This is a genomic window from Nocardia sp. NPDC057455, from assembly GCF_042802775.1.
GTDB lineage: Bacteria > Actinomycetota > Actinomycetes > Mycobacteriales > Mycobacteriaceae > Nocardia.
The window spans coordinates 1-19,231 of sequence record NZ_JBHVDM010000116.1 but is presented as its reverse complement, the minus strand read 5'-3'; the positions used below and the strand labels follow the sequence as shown (position 1 = coordinate 19,231).

Here is a 19,231-nt window from a genome sequence, read left to right as displayed (position 1 = left end):
ACCGAACCGCGGCCGACCTGCCTGTCCGGCACGGCACAGTTCTCCGGTGCGGCAGGCGAGCTTCACCCCCACGATCGTCCCGTAGCTCCCGGCCCAGGGCCGACGGGGCTACTTGCACCGAACTTGCTGTCCCACCGTTCCCAGATCGGTCGATTTCGGTACAGAAAGGTTCGAATGTCGGAGTTGGCTCATCCCCGCCGGCCTGAGCCGCTCAGGTGCGCACAGCGGTGATACTCGCAGATCCGGCACGGATCGTTCCGTACCCGACGCGGCGCCGACTGCCTGAAAGGCGGAGGCCGATTCCCGGCTGCCGAAATACGCACCCCACCTCCGGGTTCGACGTCGCCCCGGCGAACGCGACAAAGGTTGCCTTATCCGCCCCCCGGCCGCCGAGCCGGACATCCGCCGCACACGGAAGCGTCCCCTGGCAAATTCGGCTCGGCCGATCAGCGGTGCGCGATCACGGGGCGGCTGTTGCCGGCCCGGACAACGGTTTCGGCGGTTTGCCCCTACTTAGCGAACTTCTAGTTATCCTGGAATGGCGTGCACGATGTAGGCGTTGTCCGCAGTCGGAACTGTCGGTTGAGTGTCGTCCTGACGGATCGGCGAGATGACTATGACGATCTTCGAGCACACGCGAGCCCGCGACCCCAAGCGTTACCTGTGGCTTCTGGGCCTGATCGCCCCGGGTTGCGCGCTCTTGCCCTCCCAGCTGGTGTTGTACACCGGGCTGGAACTGTTCTGGTGGATCGGCCCGATCATCATCCTCGGGGCGATACCGCTGCTGGATTGGGCCATCGGCGACGACGGAAGCAATCCGCGCGACGAGGACTACGAGGCCCTGTCCAACGACCGCTACTACCGGTGGTGCACCTTTCTCTTCCTGCCGATGCAATTCATCGGACTGCTGATTGCCAGCTACCTGTGGGCAAACGATGCGTTGAGCCTGGTCGACAAACTCGGCTTGGCCGTCACGCTCGGCTTCGTCTCCGGTATCGGCATCAACGCCGCGCACGAGCTCGGCCACCGCGCCGAACGTCTCGAGCGCTGGCTGGCCAAGATCGCGCTCGCCCAGTCCGGCTACGGACATTTCTTCGTCGAGCACAACCGCGGTCATCACGTTCGCGTCGCCACCCCCGAGGACCCGGCCAGCGCCCGATTCGGCGAATCGCTGTGGCAGTTCCTCCCTCGGACCATAACGGGCGGATTCCGCTCCGCTCTCGCGCTGGAGCGTCAGCGCCTCGCCCGCAACGGCAAACGCTGGCTCAGCCCCAGCAATCATCTGCTGCAAGCCTGGGCGATGAGCGCGGCGTTGTTCATCACCTTGATCGTGGTTTTCGGCCCCGCCGTCACGCCCTACCTCGCCCTGCAAGCACTCATCGGCGCGGGCCTGTTGGAAACCGTCAACTACGTCGAACACTACGGATTGCTGCGTGCCCGCCGCCCGGACGGCCGGTATGCCCGCTGCTCGCCGCGCGACAGCTGGAACAGCGACCACCTGGTGACCAACATCTTCCTGTTCCACCTCCAACGCCACAGCGACCACCACGCCAACCCCGGCCGCCGCTACCAGACCCTCCGCAGTTGCGAGGTGGCGCCCCAGCTCCCCGCCGGTTACGCCACCATGGTCCTGCTGGCCATCATTCCCCCACTGTGGCGCGCCGTCATGGACCCCCGAGTCCTCGCCCATTACAACGGCGACATGACGCTCATCAACACCAAGCCACGCCGACGGCGGCTCGCCCTGCCGATCCGGAACCCGCGCGAGGACGTGCGGCGGGCAGCACAGCGCCGCACCCCCAGCGACGTGCGGCAGACAGCTCAGCGCCGCACCCCCAGCATGAGCCCGTCGACCGGCGCGACGGAGATCCGGTTCTGACCAGTGCGAATCGGTGAAGCGGTGGTCCGCGACGGCGAGAACGGAATCAGCGCAGCAGCGCGGACCGGTGCCGAGCGTCGGGTTTGAGGCAGGTGAACTGCATGACGTCGATATGCCCACGGCGGAAGTACTCGGCAGACCCGGTCAGATACCGGATGTAGGCGTTGTAGGTGTCCCGCCCGGCGAGTTCGATCGCCTTATCACGGTGTTCGTGCAGGGCGTCGGCCCAGCAGTCCAGCGTGGTGGTGTAGTGCGGTCCCAGCGACTGCACCTCGGCGACGGTGAATCCGGCGTCCTGGGCGTATTCGGTGACACCCTTGGGGTAGTGACCTGCCGACAGCGGGAGCTGACCGCCGGGGAAGATGGTCTCGCGCAGGAATCGCAGGAAGGCGAAGTCGTCGCTGGTGATCCTGGTCCCGTGCGCCCGCAGATGGTCGCGGCTGTGGCTGACCACGGCCTGCAACACGAGCACTCCGTCCGAGGGCATGATGCGGTAAGCGAAATCGAAGAACTCCCCGTAGCGGTCCACGGGCAGGTGTTCCATCGCTCCGACGCACACGATCCGGTCGGCGCGGCGGTCGAAATCCTCCCAGCCCTGTACGCGTACCCCGCCGTAGGGGCGGCCACGGATCAGCCGGTCGACGAGCATGTCCCGCACATACCGGTACTGGTTGCGGCTGCGGGTCAACCCGATCGTGTTCACCCCGTAGGTGTCCATGGCGCGCAGCATGGTCGATCCCCAGCCGCAACCGACGTCGAGCAAGGTCATCCCCGGCTGCAGATCGCATTTGGCCAAGGCGAGATCGATCTTGGCCATCTGGGCTTTTTCCAGAGTGTCGTCGGGGTGGGTCCACAAAGCGCAGCTGTAGGTACGGGTCGGGTCGAGGAAGAGCCCGAAGAACTCGTCCGGCAGCTCCTCCCGGGAGAGGACCTCGTGGTACAGGGGGGCGTGAACACTCATGACGGCGGATCTTTCTCGCGAACCAGCACTGCTGTTCAGCGAAAGCCGCCGGACCCTGACGGCTTCCGGCCGGATACGCCACGATGTCCGAAGACGCACCGACTACGCGCTGCCGACGAGGACGCCACGCCGTCGAGCACGTAGCCGACCCCGGCCGACACCTTCACGTTACCTCGCCTCCTTCGAACAGACCTTGCGATCCGGCCATCCGGCGAACGCGAGGGCAACCGCGGCCCACCGCGTCGCCGCGCGGACTCCGAGTCCTCAGCCGTCTGCGGTGACGCGGCTCGACCTGCGCAAGCACGCCCAGCCGAAGTAGAAATGATGAAATCATCATAATCGGTTGCGTAGCGTCCCGCGGTAGGCCAGAGTGAGGGTTCGGACCTCTTCGACGCCTCGTCGAGCACGGTGCGCCCGGAGAAAGGACTGCCTTCATGAGCCGCGTCGACGTGCATCAGCACCTGATCCCGCCGGACTACGCCGAGGCGCTGCGCGCGCATGGCGTAACCGCCCCGGGCGGGCGTGCGCTGCCCGAGTGGCGCCCCGAGGCGGCGCGCGCGTTGATGGAGCGGGCCGAGATCGCTTCGGCGGTGCTGTCGGTGTCGACGCCCGGCACCACGTTCGTCGCCGACGCGGCACAGGCGGCCGAGCTCGCCCGCTCGGTCAACGACTACACCGCCGCGCTGGCGCACGCCGAACCCGACCGGTTCGGGTTCTTCGCCACCCTCGCCATGCCCGACGTCCCCGCGGCCGCCGCCGAGGCGGAGCGTGCCCTCGACGATCTGCACGCCGACGGCGTCGTGCTGCTCGGCAACGCGGCGGGGACCTATCTGGGCGAGGAAGGACAGGACGAGCTCTTCCGCGTCCTGGACCGGAGATCGGCCGTGGCATTCGTCCACCCGGCCGACCTGCCCGCGCCCGCCGTACCGGGCGTTCCGCCGTTCGCCGCGGATTTCCTGCTCGACACCACCCGGGCGGCGTTTCTGCTGGTGCGCAACGGCATTCGGCGTCGCTATCCCAACATTCGCTTCATCCTCAGCCATGCCGGTGGGTTCGTCCCCTACGCCGCGCACCGCATGGCGCTGGCCATCGTCAACGACACCGGCCGCAGCCCGTTGGACATCCTCGACGACTTCGCCGGGTTCTATTTCGATACCGCGTTGTCGGCGAGTGCCGCGGCGCTGCCGACCCTGCTGGCGTTCGCCGAACCCGGGCACGTGCTCTACGGCAGCGACTGGCCTTTCGCCCCCGAACCCGCGGTTCACTATTTCAACGCCGGCCTGGACACCTTTCCCGGATGCGACGACATCACGCGCCGAAAGATCGAGCACGGCAATTCTTTCGCGCTGTTCCCGAAGTTCGGCGACACCGCACCGGCACCGGAACCACCGCTGCTCGACCGGGCGCGGGCGAGTCTGCGGCGCCGACTGTTGCGCGGCGTGGCGCGGGCGATCACCCACCGCTGAACCAGACCGGGCGATCCGGCTTCCGCCGGTCAGGTCGCCCAATTCACCGGCGTAGTGACGCCAGGCGTCAGCTGCTCAGTCGCTCGAATTCCGTCGCACAATGCGACGAGAACACCGTCACCGCGTCGCCGTGGTCGCGAACGAGTTCCCGGAGCCGCTGCTGGTTCTCGATGCGCGACTGCCGCCGAGTGTCGACATACCACTGAAAAGCCCGCGTTCCCAACGGCATCGACGGCTTCGCCCGCATTTGTCCGTGGTAGGTGTAGGCGTCCCCGGCATGCAACAGCCAACCGTTTCCGGTGTCGACGGCAACACCGACGTGACCGCGCGTGTGGCCCGCCAGTGGAATCATGAGTATCTCCGGGGGCAGGCCCCGCAGTTGGCGCACCGCCTGGAAATCGAACCAGCGCTGCGCGTGACTATCGGACTCTTCGTACACCGACCAATGTGGCCCGTGCTCGAATTGCGCCGGTCGGTACCGGAATTCCTCCCGACGACCGAAAGGACCTTCGACGGTGTCCAACTCCGCTCGGTGCACGTGCACGGTGGCCCGGGGGAAGTCGGCGAGGCCGCCCGCGTGATCGAGGTCGAGATGCGTCACGACGATGTCCCGGACGTCGTCGCGGGAGAAGCCCAGCGCCTCGACCTGCTGGGCGATCGGCCGGTCGAGAACCGGATGCGATTGCCGGATGAGTCGCCGCCCCACCCAGGCATCCGGCCGGACCAGCGCCTGCTCGCCATAACCCGTGTCGACCAGAACCAACCCGGCGGAATGTTCGATCAACAAGCAATGACACGCTCCGGCGGCCCTACGTCGAATCCCCGGCCTTCCGTCGAACAGACCGCCTCCGAAAGGGCGAGTTCCCCCGGCATCCAGATGATGGACACGCACCAGTCCGCTCCTATCCGCGCCGTCCGGCCAGTCACCCTACCCGCCTACATGTCCGGCCGCGACTGTCCCCGATCTCGTTCACCGCTCGAATGCACAGGGCGCGAACGTATTCGACAGCTCGCAGCCAGAACACGGATCCTTCCCGTCGCAGCCGAGCTCAGGCCTTCTTCGAAGTGCCACCGTCGATGACGTAGTCCGCACCGACGATAGCGGCGGCTCTCGATGACGCGAGGGCGTCGATTCCTCCGGATCGCTGATCCGACCGACGGCGATGCCGAACCGCTCGGGGCACGGCCACGAGGTTTTCCGCTGCCGACGCCGCGGGGCACCGTTGTGGTCCTGCCACCGCGAGCCAGGGTCGCGACGCCCTGAGCGGGCCACGGAGCCTGAATCGCGCTGAGCGCAACCGGTGCTCGTCGGTCGTGCGTCTCGCTAATGTCCTCTGGTCGGACGCTGTTGCGGAGGAGTGCGCGGTGACAACTGAGTCGACCATCGACGTCGATACCTCACTGCACCCGCTGGACGACCCGGTGCGCGCGTCACTGCGTGGCGAGCACCGCCGGTTCGCCCGCTGGGTGGGGCGGATCGGCCGCTACGACCCGGAAGTCGCCCGGTTCGTCGGCCACCCGCCGGTGCTGGACGAACAGGACTGGGCCGACCTGGCCACCCTCCTCGGACCGGGCGGCAGCACCGCGTTGCGCGGGCACGGGCACGTCCCTCCGGACGGCTGGACGGTGCTCGAAAAATTGGACTCGGTGCAAATGGATGGCGCCGCCCTGCGCGTCGCGCACGACCCGGAACTGGAAGTCCTCACCGCGGCGGACGTGCCCGAGATCTCGGCACTGATCGCCCGCACCGAACCCGGCCCCTATGCGCCACGGACCATCGAGATGGGCACCTACCTGGGCCTGCGGGTCGAGGGCAGGCTGGTGGCGATGCCGGAGAACGCTTGCACCCACCCGGCTGGACCGAGATCAGCGCCGTCTGCACCGACGCGGAATTCCGTGGTCGCGGCTTCGCCACACGCCTGGTCCGTGCGGTCGGCGCGGGTATCCGCGGGCGCGGTGAGACACCGTTCCTGCACGCGCTCGCCCGCAACGCGACCGCGATCGGTCTATATGAGACGCTCGGGTTCACGCTGCGCAGACGTACGAAATTGACGGTCGTGCAGGCACCGCCCACGAGTCGCCTGTCATGACACACGGCGGCTGACCTCACGTCGCGGGTTGCCCAGCACGCTTGCCCGATGCACGGGGACAGTTGCGCCCGAGGCGAGTCATTACGCACGCCTCGCATCGCGGAAATGGCCGGCTCCGCGAGGCGCATCGACCTTCCCCGCGCCTCGCCGGTCGCCGGTATGTCGCGTCGATAGCGCGGTGAGGCCTGCTGATTGCTCGGCCGAAGAATGTCACGCCGGTGACCATCGAGCTCGAATAGACCGGAGACGCCGATCCGCGCGTCTTCGACCAGCGATCAGTCGACGCATGTTTCAGAGCACGGAAAAGCAACGTCATGCCGGATCGCGTTCTACGGCGCGGCCACCGGGCGCGGGGTCGACGACTCGGTCGATGACTACAACGATCTTCAGGATGTCCCGGTCATACCCGAAGACAGCTTCGCCCGGTACCGGACACAGATCACCGGCCTCTGACCGGGCAGGTCCGGAACGGCCGCCGAGCCCCTGCCGTCTGAGATAGTTCGCGCTGCGAATGATGACGGAGATAGGTATGATTTCGCAGCGTTAGTCGAATTACGCTGCGATCGAACACTTTTGGCGGACCGGTCGGTTCGACGGCCGGGTTCGGTCGTGGCGTCGATTGCCGGCGACCTAACCAGGGGAGTTCAACGTGTCGAGGTGGCACCGGGCGCATAGATCGCCAGGATTCGCAACCCTGCGACTTTTTGCACCTCCTGCCTATCACCGACCTCTCCCCCTCATCTTCCTTCGGTAGCCGACCCCGGCTATCCACACCGGGCCGGATCCGCCTACGCCACAGCTGCCGTGCGGATCCCGGCGTCGATTCCGCATTCCCATTTCAGGAGCCTGTCTTGACTATTCGCCCATGTCTCGCGATGCCCTCCGATCGCTACGGCGCGCGCTGGTGAAACTGTATTCACACGAGTTCGCGGCCGACCCGCACGCCGCGTACCGGCGGATGCGCGGCGATCACGGCTCGCTCGTCCCGGTGGAAGTGGCGCCGGAAGTGTCCGCGACATTGATCATCGATTACCGCACCGCATTGGACGTTCTCACCGACTCCGCGCATTTCTCGGCCGATCCGAGCGAATGGGAACACAGTGTGTCGACGCCGTCCCCGGTGCCGTGGGCGATGCGGTGGCGGCCGGACGCGTCGCGGACGGCGGGAGACGAGCATGTCCGCTACCGGAATGCCGTCACCGGCAGCCTCGATCGGATCGATCTGCACGGACTGCGCGACACGGTGGAACGCACCGCGGTATCGCTGATCAACGGTTTCTGCGCGACCGGATCCGCGGATCTCCTCAACGAGTACGCGATCCCGCTCACCGTCCGAGTACTGGAGGAGGTGCTGGGATTCCCGCCGGAGATCCGAGAGGACGCGTACACGGCGATGATGAGCCTGCGCGACGCCGTCGACGCGGCGGCGGTGGAAACGGGGCAGCGAACGCTCAGCGCGGCGATGCTCGCGGTGATCTCGGCCAAACGGGCGGCGCCGGCGGCAGATGTGGCGTCCTGGTTGATACAGCATCCGGCGCGGCTCAGCGAGACCGAACTCGTCCATCAGCTGGCCATGTTGTATACGACGGGCGCCGAACCGACGTGGAATCTGATCGCGGTCACCGTGCTGCTACTGGTGACCGATGAGCGGTTCGGCGGCGAATTGCTCGGGGGAGCGCTGTCCACCCGCGACGCGATCGACGAAGTCCTCTTCACCGATCCCCCCGCGACGAATTCCTGCGTCAGATATCCGATTCAGCCCCAAATCGTCGGGAATACGTGGCTGCCGCAGCATCAACCGGTGCTGATCGGTTTGGCGGCGTGCAACAACGATCCCGCAGCGGTGGCCGGCGACCGCCAGGGCAACCGTTCGCACCTGGCGTGGGGCGCAGGTCCGCACACCTGCCCCGCCCAGTCGGTCGGCATGGTCCTGGCCCAAGAGGCGCTCGATCAACTGCTGGATGCCCTGCCGGAAATTCGGCTGGCGATCCCTGCCGCGGAAGTTCAGTGGCTCCCCAGCACCTTCCACCGCGCACCGGCGACGGTCCCGGTCACCTTCCCGGAGTCCCCACCCCTAGCTCTTCTGTGAGACCGGCGGGAGGGTGGTCGCGCCACGCCCCGGCAGCGAACATGCGCCCACCCTCCACACGGTCCACTGTCCGTAACCCGGGCAACCGAGCTTCCTGGCCGAGCCACGCGACGGAGACCGGCGGGAAGACGCGACGGCCGCTTCGAAGGCTACGAGCCCGCCCTCCCCTGCCCCCACCTTCACACGACAACCCTCTGACTAGGCGATTAGCACCGCCCCAGCATCGTGCGGTAATCTCTTCGAGCGCCCGCACAGCGGACGCAACGGGCTGTGGCGCAGTTTGGTAGCGCACTTGACTGGGGGTCAAGTGGTCGCAGGTTCAAATCCTGTCAGCCCGACAGACGAGAAAGCCCCTCTGACCAGCGTCGGAGGGGCTTTCCTCATTCGCCGACCACCCTCAGAGCGGGACCAGAACGGGACCGCAGGTGCTCGGAGAGCTTGTCACCGGCCCCGGTGATCTCCCGGCGGTCAGGGTGGAGGTACCGCTCTGTAGTCCGGCTGTCGGCATGTCCGGCGATCTTCTGAAGCACGTGCAGGCTCACCCCGGCATCGGCCATCCACGTCAGTCCGGTGTGCCGCAGATCGTGTCGCCGAAGATGCTCGTAGCCGAGCTTGGTCACGACCTCATCCCAATGGGTGGCATCCCGGAGCACGCCGGTAGCGATCCGTCCCCCACGCGGACCGCGGAACAGCCGGGCATCGGGGTTGTCGGCCCCGACGATCGCGATGCGCTGGGTCACCAGTTGCCGAACTTCCTCGATCAGCGGAACGTAGCGCACCCGGTTGCCCTTGGTGCCCTTGTCCTCCATACCGCCCGGTCCCGGTGTGGTCTGCCGCCGCACCCGCCAAGTCCAGGTGTCGGTGTCGATGTCACCGACGCGGCAGCCGGAGACCTCGCCGATGCGGGACGCGGTGCACGCGGCGAAGATCACCACATCAGCCCAACCCCGGTAGTGATCTGCCGAACGAGCCACCAGGGCATCAGCCAACGTCACAAGCGCCGACCAGTTGGGCAACGCCAGCGACCGCGGATCATCGAGTTCGTCCTCGATCTGCTGATAGAGCTTCTGCCAGCCCCGCACTCGCGCCGGGTTCGTCTCCCGAATCTCGTCCCGCACAGCCTGTTCCATCACTCGCACCAGTACGGCCAGACTATTCTTCACTGTCGATTTGCTTGCGCCGTTGTTGATCCAGCCGACCACCGCGCGATCTACGGCACCGTTGGTCAGCATGGCCACCGGAAGGTGCCCCAGCGTCGGCACCACGCGCTTGCGCCAGCCAGCCATGTACGGGTCGGTGGTCTTCTTCTCCAGACCACGCAGTGCCAACTCCATGTTGGTTTCCCCGTACTCGGAGAGGCGCATCGTCGCCGTCTTCGGGTCTACTCCCTGAGCCGCCTGCCGCTCCAGACGGGCAATCCATGCTTCCGCCTCCTCCCTGGTCTCGAACGGCTCCGAGATAGAAGGTCGCTTTTTCGTCGCTGGATCAGTCCAGCGAACCCGCGCCTTGAACGGACGCCGACCGTAGTCCGAGCGTTCTTCGATGTCGGACGAAAGCCGTACTCCGACAGGGAAACTCGCACGATCAACCATCAGGCTGCCGCCTCAGACGGGTCAGTACGCCGACGCTGCAACCACACCTCAATGTCCCCAGCGGCGTACTTCACCACCCGCGGAGAGACCCGCACGAATGCCGGACCGCACGGTGGATTCGCGGTACGCCACCGCCGCAAACTCGACGGATCGATGCCAAGCAGCAACGCCAATTCCGCCGTCGAATACCACTTGCCGTCAACCAATCGTGTATCCATCAAACTCACCCCTCCCTATGCTGCTTGTCGCATTGCCGAAAGTTGTTGTAGTGCTGCTGGTCCCGCGTCCAGGAGTGCTCTGTTGTACTCGGCTTTCCACGCGAGGCGTTGAGAGATCGAGGACATGATCAGGTGATCCCGCGGTGGCACCGCTTGGTCGCCGGGTTCGACCGGGGTGACCTGGAGGTGTGAGGTGTCGGGTTTGACGATGCCGACCAGGGCGAGCAGTTGCCGAACGAATTCGGCGCGTTCGGCCTTGTGGTCGGGGAGGGTTTTGCCCGACCACTGCCGGGAGTTCTTCACCCGCTTGCCGGGCAGCCCGAGCAGGTCACGGCGGTGGACTTTGCCGCGGCAGCGACCGGGCACGGTCTTTTCGTTGACGCCGGCGGGGACGATGCCGAAGCGCAGCCACACCGGGCACGTCTTGGAGCACGGCACGTGCTGGAGTTCGGCGTGCAACCGGTCGTAGTGCACTGCGGTACGGGTGTTCGGCGGTTCGAGGATTTCCCCGATGGACTTGGTCAGGTACTTGGTGATGTAGCCGATGTGCCGGCCGGCTTCCTCTGAATTGCCGAGCACACCGCGCAGGGTTTTGCGGTCGATCTGGGTGCCGAACCGCACCACATGCGCCGGCTTCGGGTTTTTCACCGTCGCGAGGCATTCTTGCCTCTCATCGAAGGTAGGCAGGACCTCTCCGGTATCCGGGTCCACGAACGTGAGCTTGCGGTCATCCCACACCGGGACCTTGTCGCCGGGGTAGATTTCCTCCTCCGGGTCGAAGTGGGGCCACCACACTTGCAGGTAGGTCGCGTCGATGACCTGCTTGACCAGCTCACGCGGAACGGTGCCGCGGATGAGCATGTGGATATGCGGTGCGCCGCGGCGCTGGGGTTCCACCACGCCGTAGTACTGGACGTTCCAGCCGACCGCGCGGCGAAGGTTCTGCATCAGCCGATCCAGCGGGCCGGCGAAGTGCACGATGTCCCGCGCCGCGCGAGCATAGTCGTAGGTGTCCGGGTCGATCGGGGAGCCGTCGCCGCAGGGTTCGCCCTTGCTGTTGACCGCGCCGTCACGGTGCACATGCCCGTAGGAAGGCATCGTGAGCGTCAGCATCATCGAGGGCCGGAACTTGCCGGCGAACTCCCGCCCGATCGTGGTCTTGGCGACCTTCTTACGCGGCAAGTTCGGCGCATCCTGCCGGCGTCGAGTCGAACGCACCCGACGCTTCTTGCCGGAGACCTCCAACGGCGGCAGCGACTTACGCAGCCCGGTCGCGCGGAGTTGCTTGTCAATGCCTGCCACGTCTTCGGCAGCGTCGTCCATCCGCTGCTGGTCGCCGTCCTGCTTCGCGGCCTGGTAGACGTTGAACAGGTCCGAGCGGCACGCCAACAGGTCTTGCTGTTGCTGGGTGGGTTCGTTCACCTCGTTCACGGGTTCTTCGTCCAGGTGCCAGCCCTCACGGCACTGGATGATGCGCAGATACCGGTTCTGTTCGGCGCAGGCCGGGCAGACCGAGGCGATAGTAGATTTGCACGGTGAACCCACGTAGTACTCGGTGAGCGTCTTCGGGTCATACACCCGCATCGGCACCGGCCGACGACACACCTTCTCTTTGTCCGCGAGGGCTTCGGCGATGTCCCGGAAATCCGGCATCGCACGACGCTGGGCCGCGGTCTGCCGGAGCGGGACCACATTCTCTGTGGTGGATTCCATCTACGCCGCCTTCGGTCGGGTCCAGCGATCCACCCGCGGCAGGGTGATCGTTTGAGCCAAAGCATCGGAGCGGCGGAAGGCCAGTTCGACCGTTCCGGGACCGGTGATCGTGGCCCGGCAGTCCAACGCCCCGAAGGCGTGCGCCAGGTGCGTGACACGGTTTTCGAAGTCGGCCGGGCAGTGACCTTCCAGCATCCGCACCCGAACCCGATCGGTCGCCGGGCCGATCTCCACAGTCAGCAGGCGCGGGATGAATGTGCGGTCACCACGGTCGATGCTCAGGTGGCAGGCTTTCATCAGCGTGGCCCACCGCCGCCGGTAACGGTGCCAGGTCAGGAACCGGGTCCGAGCCCGCGTGGTGACCCAGCGTTCGAACATCTGCGGACGGGAACGCTGCCACGCCAGGAGTCCCGCGACGGACACCCCGCCGGTCGCGAGACCCACCGGCCACCCCACCAGCACCCAGGCAGTGACGACGAGGGCGAGGGGGATGGAAATCATCGGGAACAGGATCAGCCACCACAGGCCGATCACCGCTGCCCACAAGAGGTTGAGCAGCCCCAGGGCGATCAGGTCGAACGCGTCCAAGCGCGTGGTCTTCTGGATATGGACGGTCTTGGTGGTCATTGGTTCGCCTCCAGGTTCGAGGTGTCGAACAAGGTCATCTGCCCCCGGCACGGGGCGTGCAGGTCGGTGGAACGGCGGCGCTTGCGGACTTGACTCGCCGCGGCAGCCACCACCGGATTCACGCGTTTGACGGTGTTGTCGCGTCCGACTTTCAGCCGGGCATCGGCATCCACCCGCCGCGGGCCACCGTGCTCGGGGATCAATTCCCACGCCCCGCGACCGAACGCGGTGAAATCGGCTGCAAGTGCGCGGGTTTCGTGGATCATCAGCGCGTCGCCGGACAGTGGTCGGTCGTTGATCTCGTAGACGACATCACCGGGTTTCACCTGCGAGGGATGCAGCAGGTAGAAGAACACCGCAGGTTCGGACGTGCTCATGCCGCAACCCCTTCCCTGCCGGCGAGGTGAGCGAGAAGCGCGGTGCCGATCCAGTGGGTGTAGGCGGGTGGGATCGCTTCGGCGAGGCTGCGCCGGTTGGTCGTCCAGTCGATGCCCATGGCCTCCTGCCACTCCGGCACACTGCCCTTGCCGCCGCCCTCGCCGTACACCGCGACATACGGACCGGTGAACCACTCACCATGTCGGCACCCCGACACCCGACCGCGATGCTTCGGGTGGACCGGTTGAGCCACACTCCAGCCACCCAACTCGAACACCCGATGCCGCAGCACCCGCAGGCCGAACATTTCCCCGCACAGCCGCAGGTCCCGCCCGATTGGTGCACCTTGGACGTTTTCGATCACGAACGGCCGACCGATGGCCTCCAGCACCGCACGGGTCTCCGGGATCAACTGCGGATGCCGGCGACCAATCGCCGCGTTCCGCTTGGCGTTGGTGCCCTTCGTGAGCGCGGTCGAGGACTGGCACGGCGGCGAAGCATGGATCGCGTCGAACTCATGCCCATGCCGGCGAGCGAACTCCAACGCGTCAGCCTGGAAGCCGTCGAACGGGTAATCCGGTTGCGGTTCGATGTCCACGCCCACGACCTCGAATCCGGCCCGGTGGTAGCCCATCCCGGCACCGCCGGCGCAGGAGAACAGATCCAGCAGCCGCGGACGACGTCCGGTCACGGTGTTCATGCGGCTTCGTCCCATCCGTAGCCGTCGCCCAAGTCGGCATCCCAACCCGGAGCCTCACCGGTCTCGACCAGCAGATGCACCGCGATCCCGATCGGGTCGACGCCGCGGCGGTCGAGTTGGCAGCGGCGCAGGGCACGGGTATCGATCACGGCATCGATGTCGTCATGCGGGTAGATGGAGCGGACGTTGCTGCTCATGGCAGGGCCTCGATTTCGGGGATGCCGCACACAGTGCAGGTGCGCGAACGAGTGGAGGTGCCCAGCGACCGCAGAGTGGTCTGCCAGGACTCAGGGAAGGAGTGGCCGTGCTCGACGCAGCGGGCAGCAGCGAGGCAGCCGTCACAGCGGACCTGATCGCCGTCATACAGCCACCCGACGCCGCCGCTACGGGCATTGAGGTAGTTCACGGCCTGATTGACGGAGTCGAAGCAAATCGACTCGCCTTCGGCTTCGGAGTAAATGTCACCGCAGCCGTCGCAGTACACGACCACGTGTTCCTCGATCACGAATCCCCGCCTCATGCCGCCACCGGCCCATCCGCCGCGGTCCCGTCACCCAAGTCGTCGGGATCGAAACCGGAGTAATCCTCAGCAGGACCGGTGATCTCAGCAGCCGGCGAGTACGCATCCACGATCGCGTCGATGTCGTCATCGGAGACGAAGAACGCACGCACCCGCACGAACTCGGTCGAACCGTCCTCACCGACGTAGCCGACACCCGGCGTCAGGTCGGAGATCTCGTCGCAGCGTGCGCCACGATCCCGCGCGCCCTGCCCGTGCACCATCGCGTTTGAGTCGGTTCGTCCAGCCGCAGGCCGATGCGCACAGGGAACAGTTGCCGGTTGGGCATCGTTTCCTTGGACGGGTCCTGCAACGCCGCGATCACTGACACCGCCGCCGCACGACCTTGCGAGAGCAGCAGGCCGGTCAGGCGCCGAAACTCTTGCTGTTCCTCCCGGGTGGCGTACGACGACAGCGACGCCGCCTCATCGATGATGATCAGGATCAGCGGCTCATCGGTGCTAGGGACGATCTTGCGGAGCCCCGCCGTCCGCATCCTCGCAAGCCGTTCGCGCATCAGCGCGACGGCTTCGTCCAGCATCGCGAGGATGGTGGTGTTGTCGGTGGCGAAGCGCACGAACAACCGGTTCTCGCCCTTGCCGAACTCCGCGCCGCCCTTCGGGTCAGCCAAGTACAAATCGACCAGGCCCGCTTTGATCGCCGGGCCGAGTGCGACGATGATCGACCACAGCACCGAGCCCTTACCCGAACCGGTCGCACCCGCCAGCAGGATGTGTCCGTAGAGCACCCGCACCCGCCAGGAATCGAAATCCTCGGTCACGCCGACCGGGACCGCTTCCAGGTCCACACCCACCCCGGAGGCCAAGCCCGGCAGCGGTGCCGTGTCCGCGAGGGTGTCGAACACCCGCAGTTCGAGACGAACCACGCCCGGATGCGGGAACACCACCCGCACGTCCCCCACCCCGAGCACCTGGCACAGTGCGTCGCGGGTTTCGTCCTTGGACCAGTCGTTGCGGGTCTGACCCGACAGCATCAGCAAATCCACCTGAAGCCCGTAGTCGGTGTACACCCAGTCCTCCAGCACCGGGAAACCGGTCTCGACCGACCCCAGTTTCAGCGACAGGAACATGCGCGGACGCTGCTCGGGATCAGCGATCACCAACACCGCCGTGCGAAGCTCGACCGGAGCAGCCGCAACCGCGTCACGGACAGCACCATCCGGTTGCAGGCCCGCACCGCGCGCCGCCAGCGACCGCAGCCACCACCACGCCGACGCCCCCGTGCACATACCACCGGCCAGCATCACCGAACTCGCGATACTCATCTCAGAACCCCCAACCCTGCGGGCCGCGCTCCAGCTCACAGAACAAGCGGCACCCCTCCGGAGCCGGGGACGAAGCCGGAGCCTTGCCGACATCAGACCGGCCGAGACCGGCGTCCTCGCAGAACATCACGCATGTGGGCGCAGCCGGAGCCGGACTCTCGGTGGTGGTTGTGGTGGCTACCGCCGAGGAAGACACAGCCGTCGGAACAGCCGGAGCCGAGGAGACCGAGGAGGTACCCAGCACTCCGACACCGGCCAACAGGGTTACCAGTGACGAAACACCCATCGCTACAGCAGGAACAGAAACAGTCATCTCAACCCCCAACAGGCATAGCGAGCGGCAGCATCGGTTGCTGAACCGGACGCGGACGAACAGGAACAGGACGGATAGGCCGAACCGGAGCCGTACGCACCACCGCCGGAGCCACCGGGAGTGGAAGCTGTACCGGTTCGGGATCAGGTGCGGGAGCGACGGCAGGGACAGCCGGCGTGTCGGTCTGCGGCACCGGATCGGGTTCGGGAACGGGAACGGGTTCCGCGGAGGATTCCTCAGCGCGTTTGCGCTGGGCAGCGCGGAACAGCATCACCCCGCCATGGGTGTCCACCAGCAGCGCGATCGGGGCGATAGCCGCGATCACCGCCGCCACCCAGTTCGGAAGCTGTTGCCCATCGGTGAAGGCGTGCAGGCTGTTGCCGGCCACCGACACCACCGCACTCACCCCGAGGACCCAGGAGAACCAGCGGCGCTCATCGGGCCGGTTGGACAGCACCATCACCGACACCGTGGCCTGGATGATGGTGCCGTCCACGATCACCGGGAACAGCCACGAATCATCGCGGTCGATACCCGCCAACTCCGCCAGGTCGCGGAGTGTTTCGTAGCTGAGAACGAACGCGGCGACGCCGACACCGACGATGATCAACACCGCCGCCACCAGCGCCAACCGCATCCGCATCGAACGGTCATCCCCGAACATCACGCCACAGCCTTCGAGCCGGTACCCGAGGTGGCGGTGTAGTCGTTCAGCGCCTTCGCCAACCGGTCGTGCAGCTCGGCCGCGATGTCCGGCGTCATGTACAGATCCCCGGAACCGGTCGAGACAACGACCATGCCGACGCCGAAGACGTACCTCGCCTCCACCCGATCGTCATCACCGCTACGTGTCGACCTGACCTGCATCCACACGTTGATGCTCATCACGCACCCGCCTTCGCGGTGGTGCCGTTGCCGGCCGCGGCGTTGGGCTTCGGGGTGTTGTTGTCGCCCTTGATCCCCGTCGCGCGGTAGACGTAGCCCAGGTACTTGAACTCACCCTGCCCCATCACCTTCGGTTCCGCCGTCAGGCCCTCCAACTCGATGAACCACATGTCGTCGACGATCTGCTCACCCGCCGGCACCGGCTGATGCTGCGAAATGAAGGTGATCTCGAACGACGCGCGCTTACCCTTGCCCTCGCTGGCCTCATGCGGATCGGTCACCGTCGCCGTCCACAACGGCAGGCCCGTGCCCTCCCCCGTCTTCGGGTCGAAGTCGAACTTCTGCTCCGGCAGCGCGTTGCGGTCCGGGTTGTACTTGATCGCCGGCCCGATCGGAGCCATCAAGATCAGGCGCTTCGGGAACGCCACCCGCGACTCGATACCGAACTTGTAGCCCTTGCTGATTGCCATGTGAATCCCCTTGTGTGAGCGAAGCTTTGGCCGTTAAATGAGGTCCTGTAACCTCCGACACATCTAGGATCCCGCGACACATAGGGACGCAATAACCCGAAATTTGGGACACTTGGGGACACTTTGCGATAGCATTGATCCATGACGAATGAACGGCTTCGCGGGGCAATGGCAGCAGCGGATCTAACGAAACACGCTCTGGCAGAACGGCTTAAGATCAGCACCAAAACTGTCGAGCGATGGATCACTCAAGACCGATGCCCGCATCCGGGACTTCGGCTAAAGGTCGCCCGTGAACTGGCCTGCGACGAGACCTACCTCTGGCCTGAACTTTTGGCGGGTAGTCGATCTGCAACCGCCTCGTTATCGGAGCTAGTGCAGATCTGGCCGACTCGTCCCGAGGTACCGCACGAGGTTTGGCGTTCGCTCATGCAGCAGGCCACTGGCCACATTGATGTCCTGGTGTACGCAGGCGGCTTCCTCGTGGAGTCTCTCAACTTCGTAAATGTCGTCCGAGCCAAGGCAAGTGCGGGTGTGCAGGTTCGAATCCTCGTTGGGGAGAGCGATTCGCCGGAAGTTCTCGCCCGAGCCCGCGAGGAGGGCTTGCCGTCGCTACCTCAGCGGTGCCAATCCACGCTGGAATATCTCCGGGAAACAATGGACTTGTCGATGGTCGATATCCGCACCCACCGCACGACGCTGTACAATAGCATCTACCGTTTTGGCGACTCGATGCTTGTCAACACCCACAGCTACGGTGCTTACGCCGCGAAGTCTCCAGTTCAGCATTTGCAGCACGTCCCGGGTGGTCGCCTCTTCTCCTACTACATGGAGTCGTTCGAAGCTGCCTGGGTCACGGGACGTCCCGCATTATCCTGACCTCATGGGACGCCGAATCGACTACCACCAGGACCCCAACGCTCCAGCAGCCAATAGCGTCCGACCTAGCGCCGCAGCATTCGTCTACCGGCAAGGCGCGGTCCTACTTATTTGCAGGTCAGATAACGACAACTGGTCAATGCCCGGAGGTGCGCACGACCCGGGCGAGTCTCTCAGCCACACCGCCGTCCGAGAGACCCAAGAAGAGACCGGAGTCGACATCCACGTAACGGGAATCGTCGGAATCTTCACCGATCCGACCCACGTCATCCACTACACCAGTAACGATGAGGTCCGGCAGGAATTCACCGTGGTCTATCGCGGTGAAGCAATCGGCGGGCACCCGACCACCAGCAGCGAAAGCACGCGCGTCGAATGGGTGCCGGTTGATCAGATTCCAGCTCTGAGTATGGACCCCAGCCAGCGGAAGCGAATCGATTGGGCTCTGACTGAGAGCGAACCCTACATCGACCCCGACGCCCGCTGAGCCGCCATCCGCAACCGTGGCTCTGCTCGTGTGATGGCGGTATGAACCACGCTTCCTGGTTCGTACCTTCTTAAGATCTCGGCCAGCCGTTCATCCACCGTGAAGTCCTCGCCGTTTGGCCCGGTGGAGAGGTCAGCCCACCACATGAAGTCATCAGCAGCGTCGAGCCCTGCAACGCCGGGCAGCCGGAACTCTTCGAACAGGCCGACATCAAGGCCCCGTACGTCCGCCTCCACCTCTGCCGCCGTATGAAATGCCACCAAGTGACACACAACCGGCGAATACCCGAGCGAACGCAACAGCCGGGCACCGTCGATCGGGTGGAACCCCACGTCCGGATACCCGTAGCCGACGTCATGCAGATACGCCGCCATGATCGCATCCGTACGCAGTTCCGCCGGCAACAGTCCCGCGACACTCTCCATTCGCCGGCCCACCGCGATCGAGTGGGCACGTCGCGATTCGGTCAGCGGAGACAGCAGGTCGGCCATAGCCTCATTCACGGCTGCCATGCTACGCGCGGAAAATCTTGCCAGTCAGGTCGTAGAACTCCTATGCGGTCGCTGGAAAATCTCCCACTAGGCCGGTAGAACGCCTGTACAGGGGCTGGGCAACTGTTGCCCAGCCGCTGGGCAACAGC

General features: G+C 65.6%; 21 protein-coding genes, 1 tRNA gene and 1 pseudogene. 7 read left to right on the top strand and 16 right to left on the bottom strand.

What is annotated here, in order from left to right:
- The first annotated feature begins 610 nt into the window (after positions 1 to 610).
- On the top strand, positions 611 to 1,879 hold the full coding sequence (locus tag ACFU5M_RS30860) for an alkane 1-monooxygenase (RefSeq protein ID WP_379054452.1): 1,269 nt from the start codon (positions 611 to 613) through the stop codon (positions 1,877 to 1,879).
- Positions 1,880 to 1,925: 46 nt separating this feature from the next.
- On the opposite strand, the gene ACFU5M_RS30855 is transcribed toward ACFU5M_RS30860, so the two are convergent.
- Positions 1,926 to 2,840, bottom strand: coding sequence for a class I SAM-dependent methyltransferase (locus ACFU5M_RS30855; protein WP_379054450.1), 915 nt, complete (start codon positions 2,838 to 2,840; stop codon positions 1,926 to 1,928).
- A 434-nt stretch (positions 2,841 to 3,274) separates the two neighbouring features.
- Between ACFU5M_RS30855 and ACFU5M_RS30850 the strand changes: the two genes are divergently transcribed.
- Complete coding sequence (locus tag ACFU5M_RS30850; protein WP_379054447.1) at positions 3,275 to 4,306, top strand: amidohydrolase family protein; 1,032 nt, start codon at positions 3,275 to 3,277, stop codon at positions 4,304 to 4,306.
- A gap of 67 nt (positions 4,307 to 4,373) precedes the next feature.
- Here the strand turns inward: ACFU5M_RS30850 and ACFU5M_RS30845 are convergent, their stop codons facing one another.
- The gene (locus ACFU5M_RS30845) at positions 4,374 to 5,198 is read right to left on the bottom strand and encodes an MBL fold metallo-hydrolase (RefSeq protein WP_379054445.1); all 825 of its coding nucleotides are present in this window, start codon (positions 5,196 to 5,198) and stop codon (positions 4,374 to 4,376) included.
- 473 nt (positions 5,199 to 5,671) lie between these two features.
- Here ACFU5M_RS30845 and ACFU5M_RS30840 point away from each other — a divergent pair.
- From ACFU5M_RS30840 to ACFU5M_RS30830, 3 genes and pseudogenes are all read left to right on the top strand, one after another.
- Positions 5,672 to 6,396 (top strand): annotated as a pseudogene (locus ACFU5M_RS30840) (GNAT family N-acetyltransferase).
- Between the two features lie 865 nt (positions 6,397 to 7,261).
- Positions 7,262 to 8,485, top strand: coding sequence for a cytochrome P450 (locus ACFU5M_RS30835; protein ID WP_379054443.1), 1,224 nt, complete (start codon positions 7,262 to 7,264; stop codon positions 8,483 to 8,485).
- A gap of 264 nt (positions 8,486 to 8,749) precedes the next feature.
- Positions 8,750 to 8,823: transfer RNA gene (locus ACFU5M_RS30830), tRNA-Pro, on the top strand.
- A gap of 42 nt (positions 8,824 to 8,865) precedes the next feature.
- Here ACFU5M_RS30830 and ACFU5M_RS30825 read toward each other — a convergent pair.
- The 13 genes from ACFU5M_RS30825 to ACFU5M_RS30765 form a co-directional block, all read right to left on the bottom strand.
- Positions 8,866 to 9,849 carry a tyrosine-type recombinase/integrase gene (locus ACFU5M_RS30825; protein WP_379054441.1) on the bottom strand — a complete coding sequence of 328 codons (984 nt, stop codon included), beginning with the start codon at positions 9,847 to 9,849 and terminating at the stop codon, positions 8,866 to 8,868.
- Between the two features lie 227 nt (positions 9,850 to 10,076).
- Positions 10,077 to 10,295 (bottom strand): helix-turn-helix transcriptional regulator, encoded by a 219-nt coding sequence (locus tag ACFU5M_RS30820; protein WP_379054456.1) that lies wholly within the window; start codon positions 10,293 to 10,295, stop codon positions 10,077 to 10,079.
- Positions 10,296 to 10,310: 15 nt separating this feature from the next.
- Positions 10,311 to 12,008 carry a replication initiator gene (locus tag ACFU5M_RS30815; RefSeq protein ID WP_379054439.1) on the bottom strand — a complete coding sequence of 566 codons (1,698 nt, stop codon included), beginning with the start codon at positions 12,006 to 12,008 and terminating at the stop codon, positions 10,311 to 10,313.
- Positions 12,009 to 12,635 carry a hypothetical protein gene (locus ACFU5M_RS30810; protein ID WP_379054437.1) on the bottom strand — a complete coding sequence of 209 codons (627 nt, stop codon included), beginning with the start codon at positions 12,633 to 12,635 and terminating at the stop codon, positions 12,009 to 12,011. It lies immediately after the preceding gene.
- Positions 12,632 to 13,012 carry a hypothetical protein gene (locus ACFU5M_RS30805; protein ID WP_379054435.1) on the bottom strand — a complete coding sequence of 127 codons (381 nt, stop codon included), beginning with the start codon at positions 13,010 to 13,012 and terminating at the stop codon, positions 12,632 to 12,634. Before ACFU5M_RS30805 ends, ACFU5M_RS30810 begins: the two co-directional genes overlap by 4 nt.
- A complete protein-coding gene (locus ACFU5M_RS30800) occupies positions 13,009 to 13,611 on the bottom strand; it encodes a DNA methylase (protein WP_379054433.1) in 603 nt (200 codons plus the stop codon). Before ACFU5M_RS30800 ends, ACFU5M_RS30805 begins: the two co-directional genes overlap by 4 nt.
- A 98-nt stretch (positions 13,612 to 13,709) precedes the next feature.
- On the bottom strand, positions 13,710 to 13,910 hold the full coding sequence (locus ACFU5M_RS30795) for a hypothetical protein (protein WP_379054431.1): 201 nt from the start codon (positions 13,908 to 13,910) through the stop codon (positions 13,710 to 13,712).
- On the bottom strand, positions 13,907 to 14,218 hold the full coding sequence (locus ACFU5M_RS30790; RefSeq protein ID WP_379054429.1) for a hypothetical protein: 312 nt from the start codon (positions 14,216 to 14,218) through the stop codon (positions 13,907 to 13,909). The genes ACFU5M_RS30795 and ACFU5M_RS30790 overlap by 4 nt, the downstream gene beginning before the upstream one ends.
- Before the next feature lie 11 nt (positions 14,219 to 14,229).
- A complete protein-coding gene (locus ACFU5M_RS30785; protein WP_379054427.1) occupies positions 14,230 to 14,496 on the bottom strand; it encodes a hypothetical protein in 267 nt (88 codons plus the stop codon).
- Entirely contained in the window at positions 14,436 to 15,557 is a 1,122-nt protein-coding gene (locus tag ACFU5M_RS30780) for an FtsK/SpoIIIE domain-containing protein (protein ID WP_379054426.1), read from the bottom strand. Before ACFU5M_RS30780 ends, ACFU5M_RS30785 begins: the two co-directional genes overlap by 61 nt.
- Positions 15,558 to 15,871: 314 nt before the next feature.
- Positions 15,872 to 16,534, bottom strand: coding sequence for a DUF2637 domain-containing protein (locus ACFU5M_RS30775; RefSeq protein WP_379054454.1), 663 nt, complete (start codon positions 16,532 to 16,534; stop codon positions 15,872 to 15,874).
- The gene (locus ACFU5M_RS30770) at positions 16,534 to 16,755 is read right to left on the bottom strand and encodes a hypothetical protein (protein WP_379054425.1); all 222 of its coding nucleotides are present in this window, start codon (positions 16,753 to 16,755) and stop codon (positions 16,534 to 16,536) included. Before ACFU5M_RS30770 ends, ACFU5M_RS30775 begins: the two co-directional genes overlap by 1 nt.
- A complete protein-coding gene (locus tag ACFU5M_RS30765) occupies positions 16,755 to 17,225 on the bottom strand; it encodes a hypothetical protein (RefSeq protein WP_379054423.1) in 471 nt (156 codons plus the stop codon). Before ACFU5M_RS30765 ends, ACFU5M_RS30770 begins: the two co-directional genes overlap by 1 nt.
- A gap of 141 nt (positions 17,226 to 17,366) precedes the next feature.
- Here ACFU5M_RS30765 and ACFU5M_RS30760 point away from each other — a divergent pair, with 141 nt between their 5' ends.
- The gene (locus ACFU5M_RS30760) at positions 17,367 to 18,104 is read left to right on the top strand and encodes a helix-turn-helix domain-containing protein (protein ID WP_379054421.1); all 738 of its coding nucleotides are present in this window, start codon (positions 17,367 to 17,369) and stop codon (positions 18,102 to 18,104) included.
- 4 nt (positions 18,105 to 18,108) lie between these two features.
- Complete coding sequence (locus tag ACFU5M_RS30755) at positions 18,109 to 18,591, top strand: NUDIX hydrolase (protein ID WP_379054419.1); 483 nt, start codon at positions 18,109 to 18,111, stop codon at positions 18,589 to 18,591.
- Here ACFU5M_RS30755 and ACFU5M_RS30750 read toward each other — a convergent pair.
- Entirely contained in the window at positions 18,567 to 19,082 is a 516-nt protein-coding gene (locus ACFU5M_RS30750) for an HD domain-containing protein (protein WP_379054417.1), read from the bottom strand. The two genes, ACFU5M_RS30755 and ACFU5M_RS30750, sit on opposite strands and share 25 nt — an antisense overlap.
- Positions 19,083 to 19,231: the final 149 nt, after the last annotated feature.

What these genes read in the sequence shown, in the direction of transcription:
- ACFU5M_RS30860 (WP_379054452.1), top strand. Translation starts at nt 611, where the DNA reads ATGACTATGACGATCTTCGAGCACACGCGAGCCCGCGACCCCAAGCGT.
- ACFU5M_RS30855 (WP_379054450.1), bottom strand. Translation starts at nt 2,840, where the DNA reads ATGAGTGTTCACGCCCCCCTGTACCACGAGGTCCTCTCCCGGGAGGAG.
- ACFU5M_RS30850 (WP_379054447.1), top strand. Translation starts at nt 3,275, where the DNA reads ATGAGCCGCGTCGACGTGCATCAGCACCTGATCCCGCCGGACTACGCC.
- ACFU5M_RS30835 (WP_379054443.1), top strand. Translation starts at nt 7,262, where the DNA reads ATGTCTCGCGATGCCCTCCGATCGCTACGGCGCGCGCTGGTGAAACTG.
- ACFU5M_RS30825 (WP_379054441.1), bottom strand. Translation starts at nt 9,849, where the DNA reads ATGCGCCTCTCCGAGTACGGGGAAACCAACATGGAGTTGGCACTGCGT.
- ACFU5M_RS30820 (WP_379054456.1), bottom strand. Translation starts at nt 10,295, where the DNA reads ATGGATACACGATTGGTTGACGGCAAGTGGTATTCGACGGCGGAATTG.
- ACFU5M_RS30815 (WP_379054439.1), bottom strand. Translation starts at nt 12,008, where the DNA reads ATGGAATCCACCACAGAGAATGTGGTCCCGCTCCGGCAGACCGCGGCC.
- ACFU5M_RS30810 (WP_379054437.1), bottom strand. Translation starts at nt 12,635, where the DNA reads ATGACCACCAAGACCGTCCATATCCAGAAGACCACGCGCTTGGACGCG.
- ACFU5M_RS30805 (WP_379054435.1), bottom strand. Translation starts at nt 13,012, where the DNA reads ATGAGCACGTCCGAACCTGCGGTGTTCTTCTACCTGCTGCATCCCTCG.
- ACFU5M_RS30795 (WP_379054431.1), bottom strand. Translation starts at nt 13,910, where the DNA reads ATGAGCAGCAACGTCCGCTCCATCTACCCGCATGACGACATCGATGCC.
- ACFU5M_RS30785 (WP_379054427.1), bottom strand. Translation starts at nt 14,496, where the DNA reads ATGGTGCACGGGCAGGGCGCGCGGGATCGTGGCGCACGCTGCGACGAG.
- ACFU5M_RS30780 (WP_379054426.1), bottom strand. Translation starts at nt 15,557, where the DNA reads ATGAGTATCGCGAGTTCGGTGATGCTGGCCGGTGGTATGTGCACGGGG.
- ACFU5M_RS30775 (WP_379054454.1), bottom strand. Translation starts at nt 16,534, where the DNA reads ATGTTCGGGGATGACCGTTCGATGCGGATGCGGTTGGCGCTGGTGGCG.
- ACFU5M_RS30770 (WP_379054425.1), bottom strand. Translation starts at nt 16,755, where the DNA reads ATGAGCATCAACGTGTGGATGCAGGTCAGGTCGACACGTAGCGGTGAT.
- ACFU5M_RS30765 (WP_379054423.1), bottom strand. Translation starts at nt 17,225, where the DNA reads ATGGCAATCAGCAAGGGCTACAAGTTCGGTATCGAGTCGCGGGTGGCG.
- ACFU5M_RS30760 (WP_379054421.1), top strand. Translation starts at nt 17,367, where the DNA reads ATGACGAATGAACGGCTTCGCGGGGCAATGGCAGCAGCGGATCTAACG.
- ACFU5M_RS30755 (WP_379054419.1), top strand. Translation starts at nt 18,109, where the DNA reads ATGGGACGCCGAATCGACTACCACCAGGACCCCAACGCTCCAGCAGCC.
- ACFU5M_RS30750 (WP_379054417.1), bottom strand. Translation starts at nt 19,082, where the DNA reads ATGGCCGACCTGCTGTCTCCGCTGACCGAATCGCGACGTGCCCACTCG.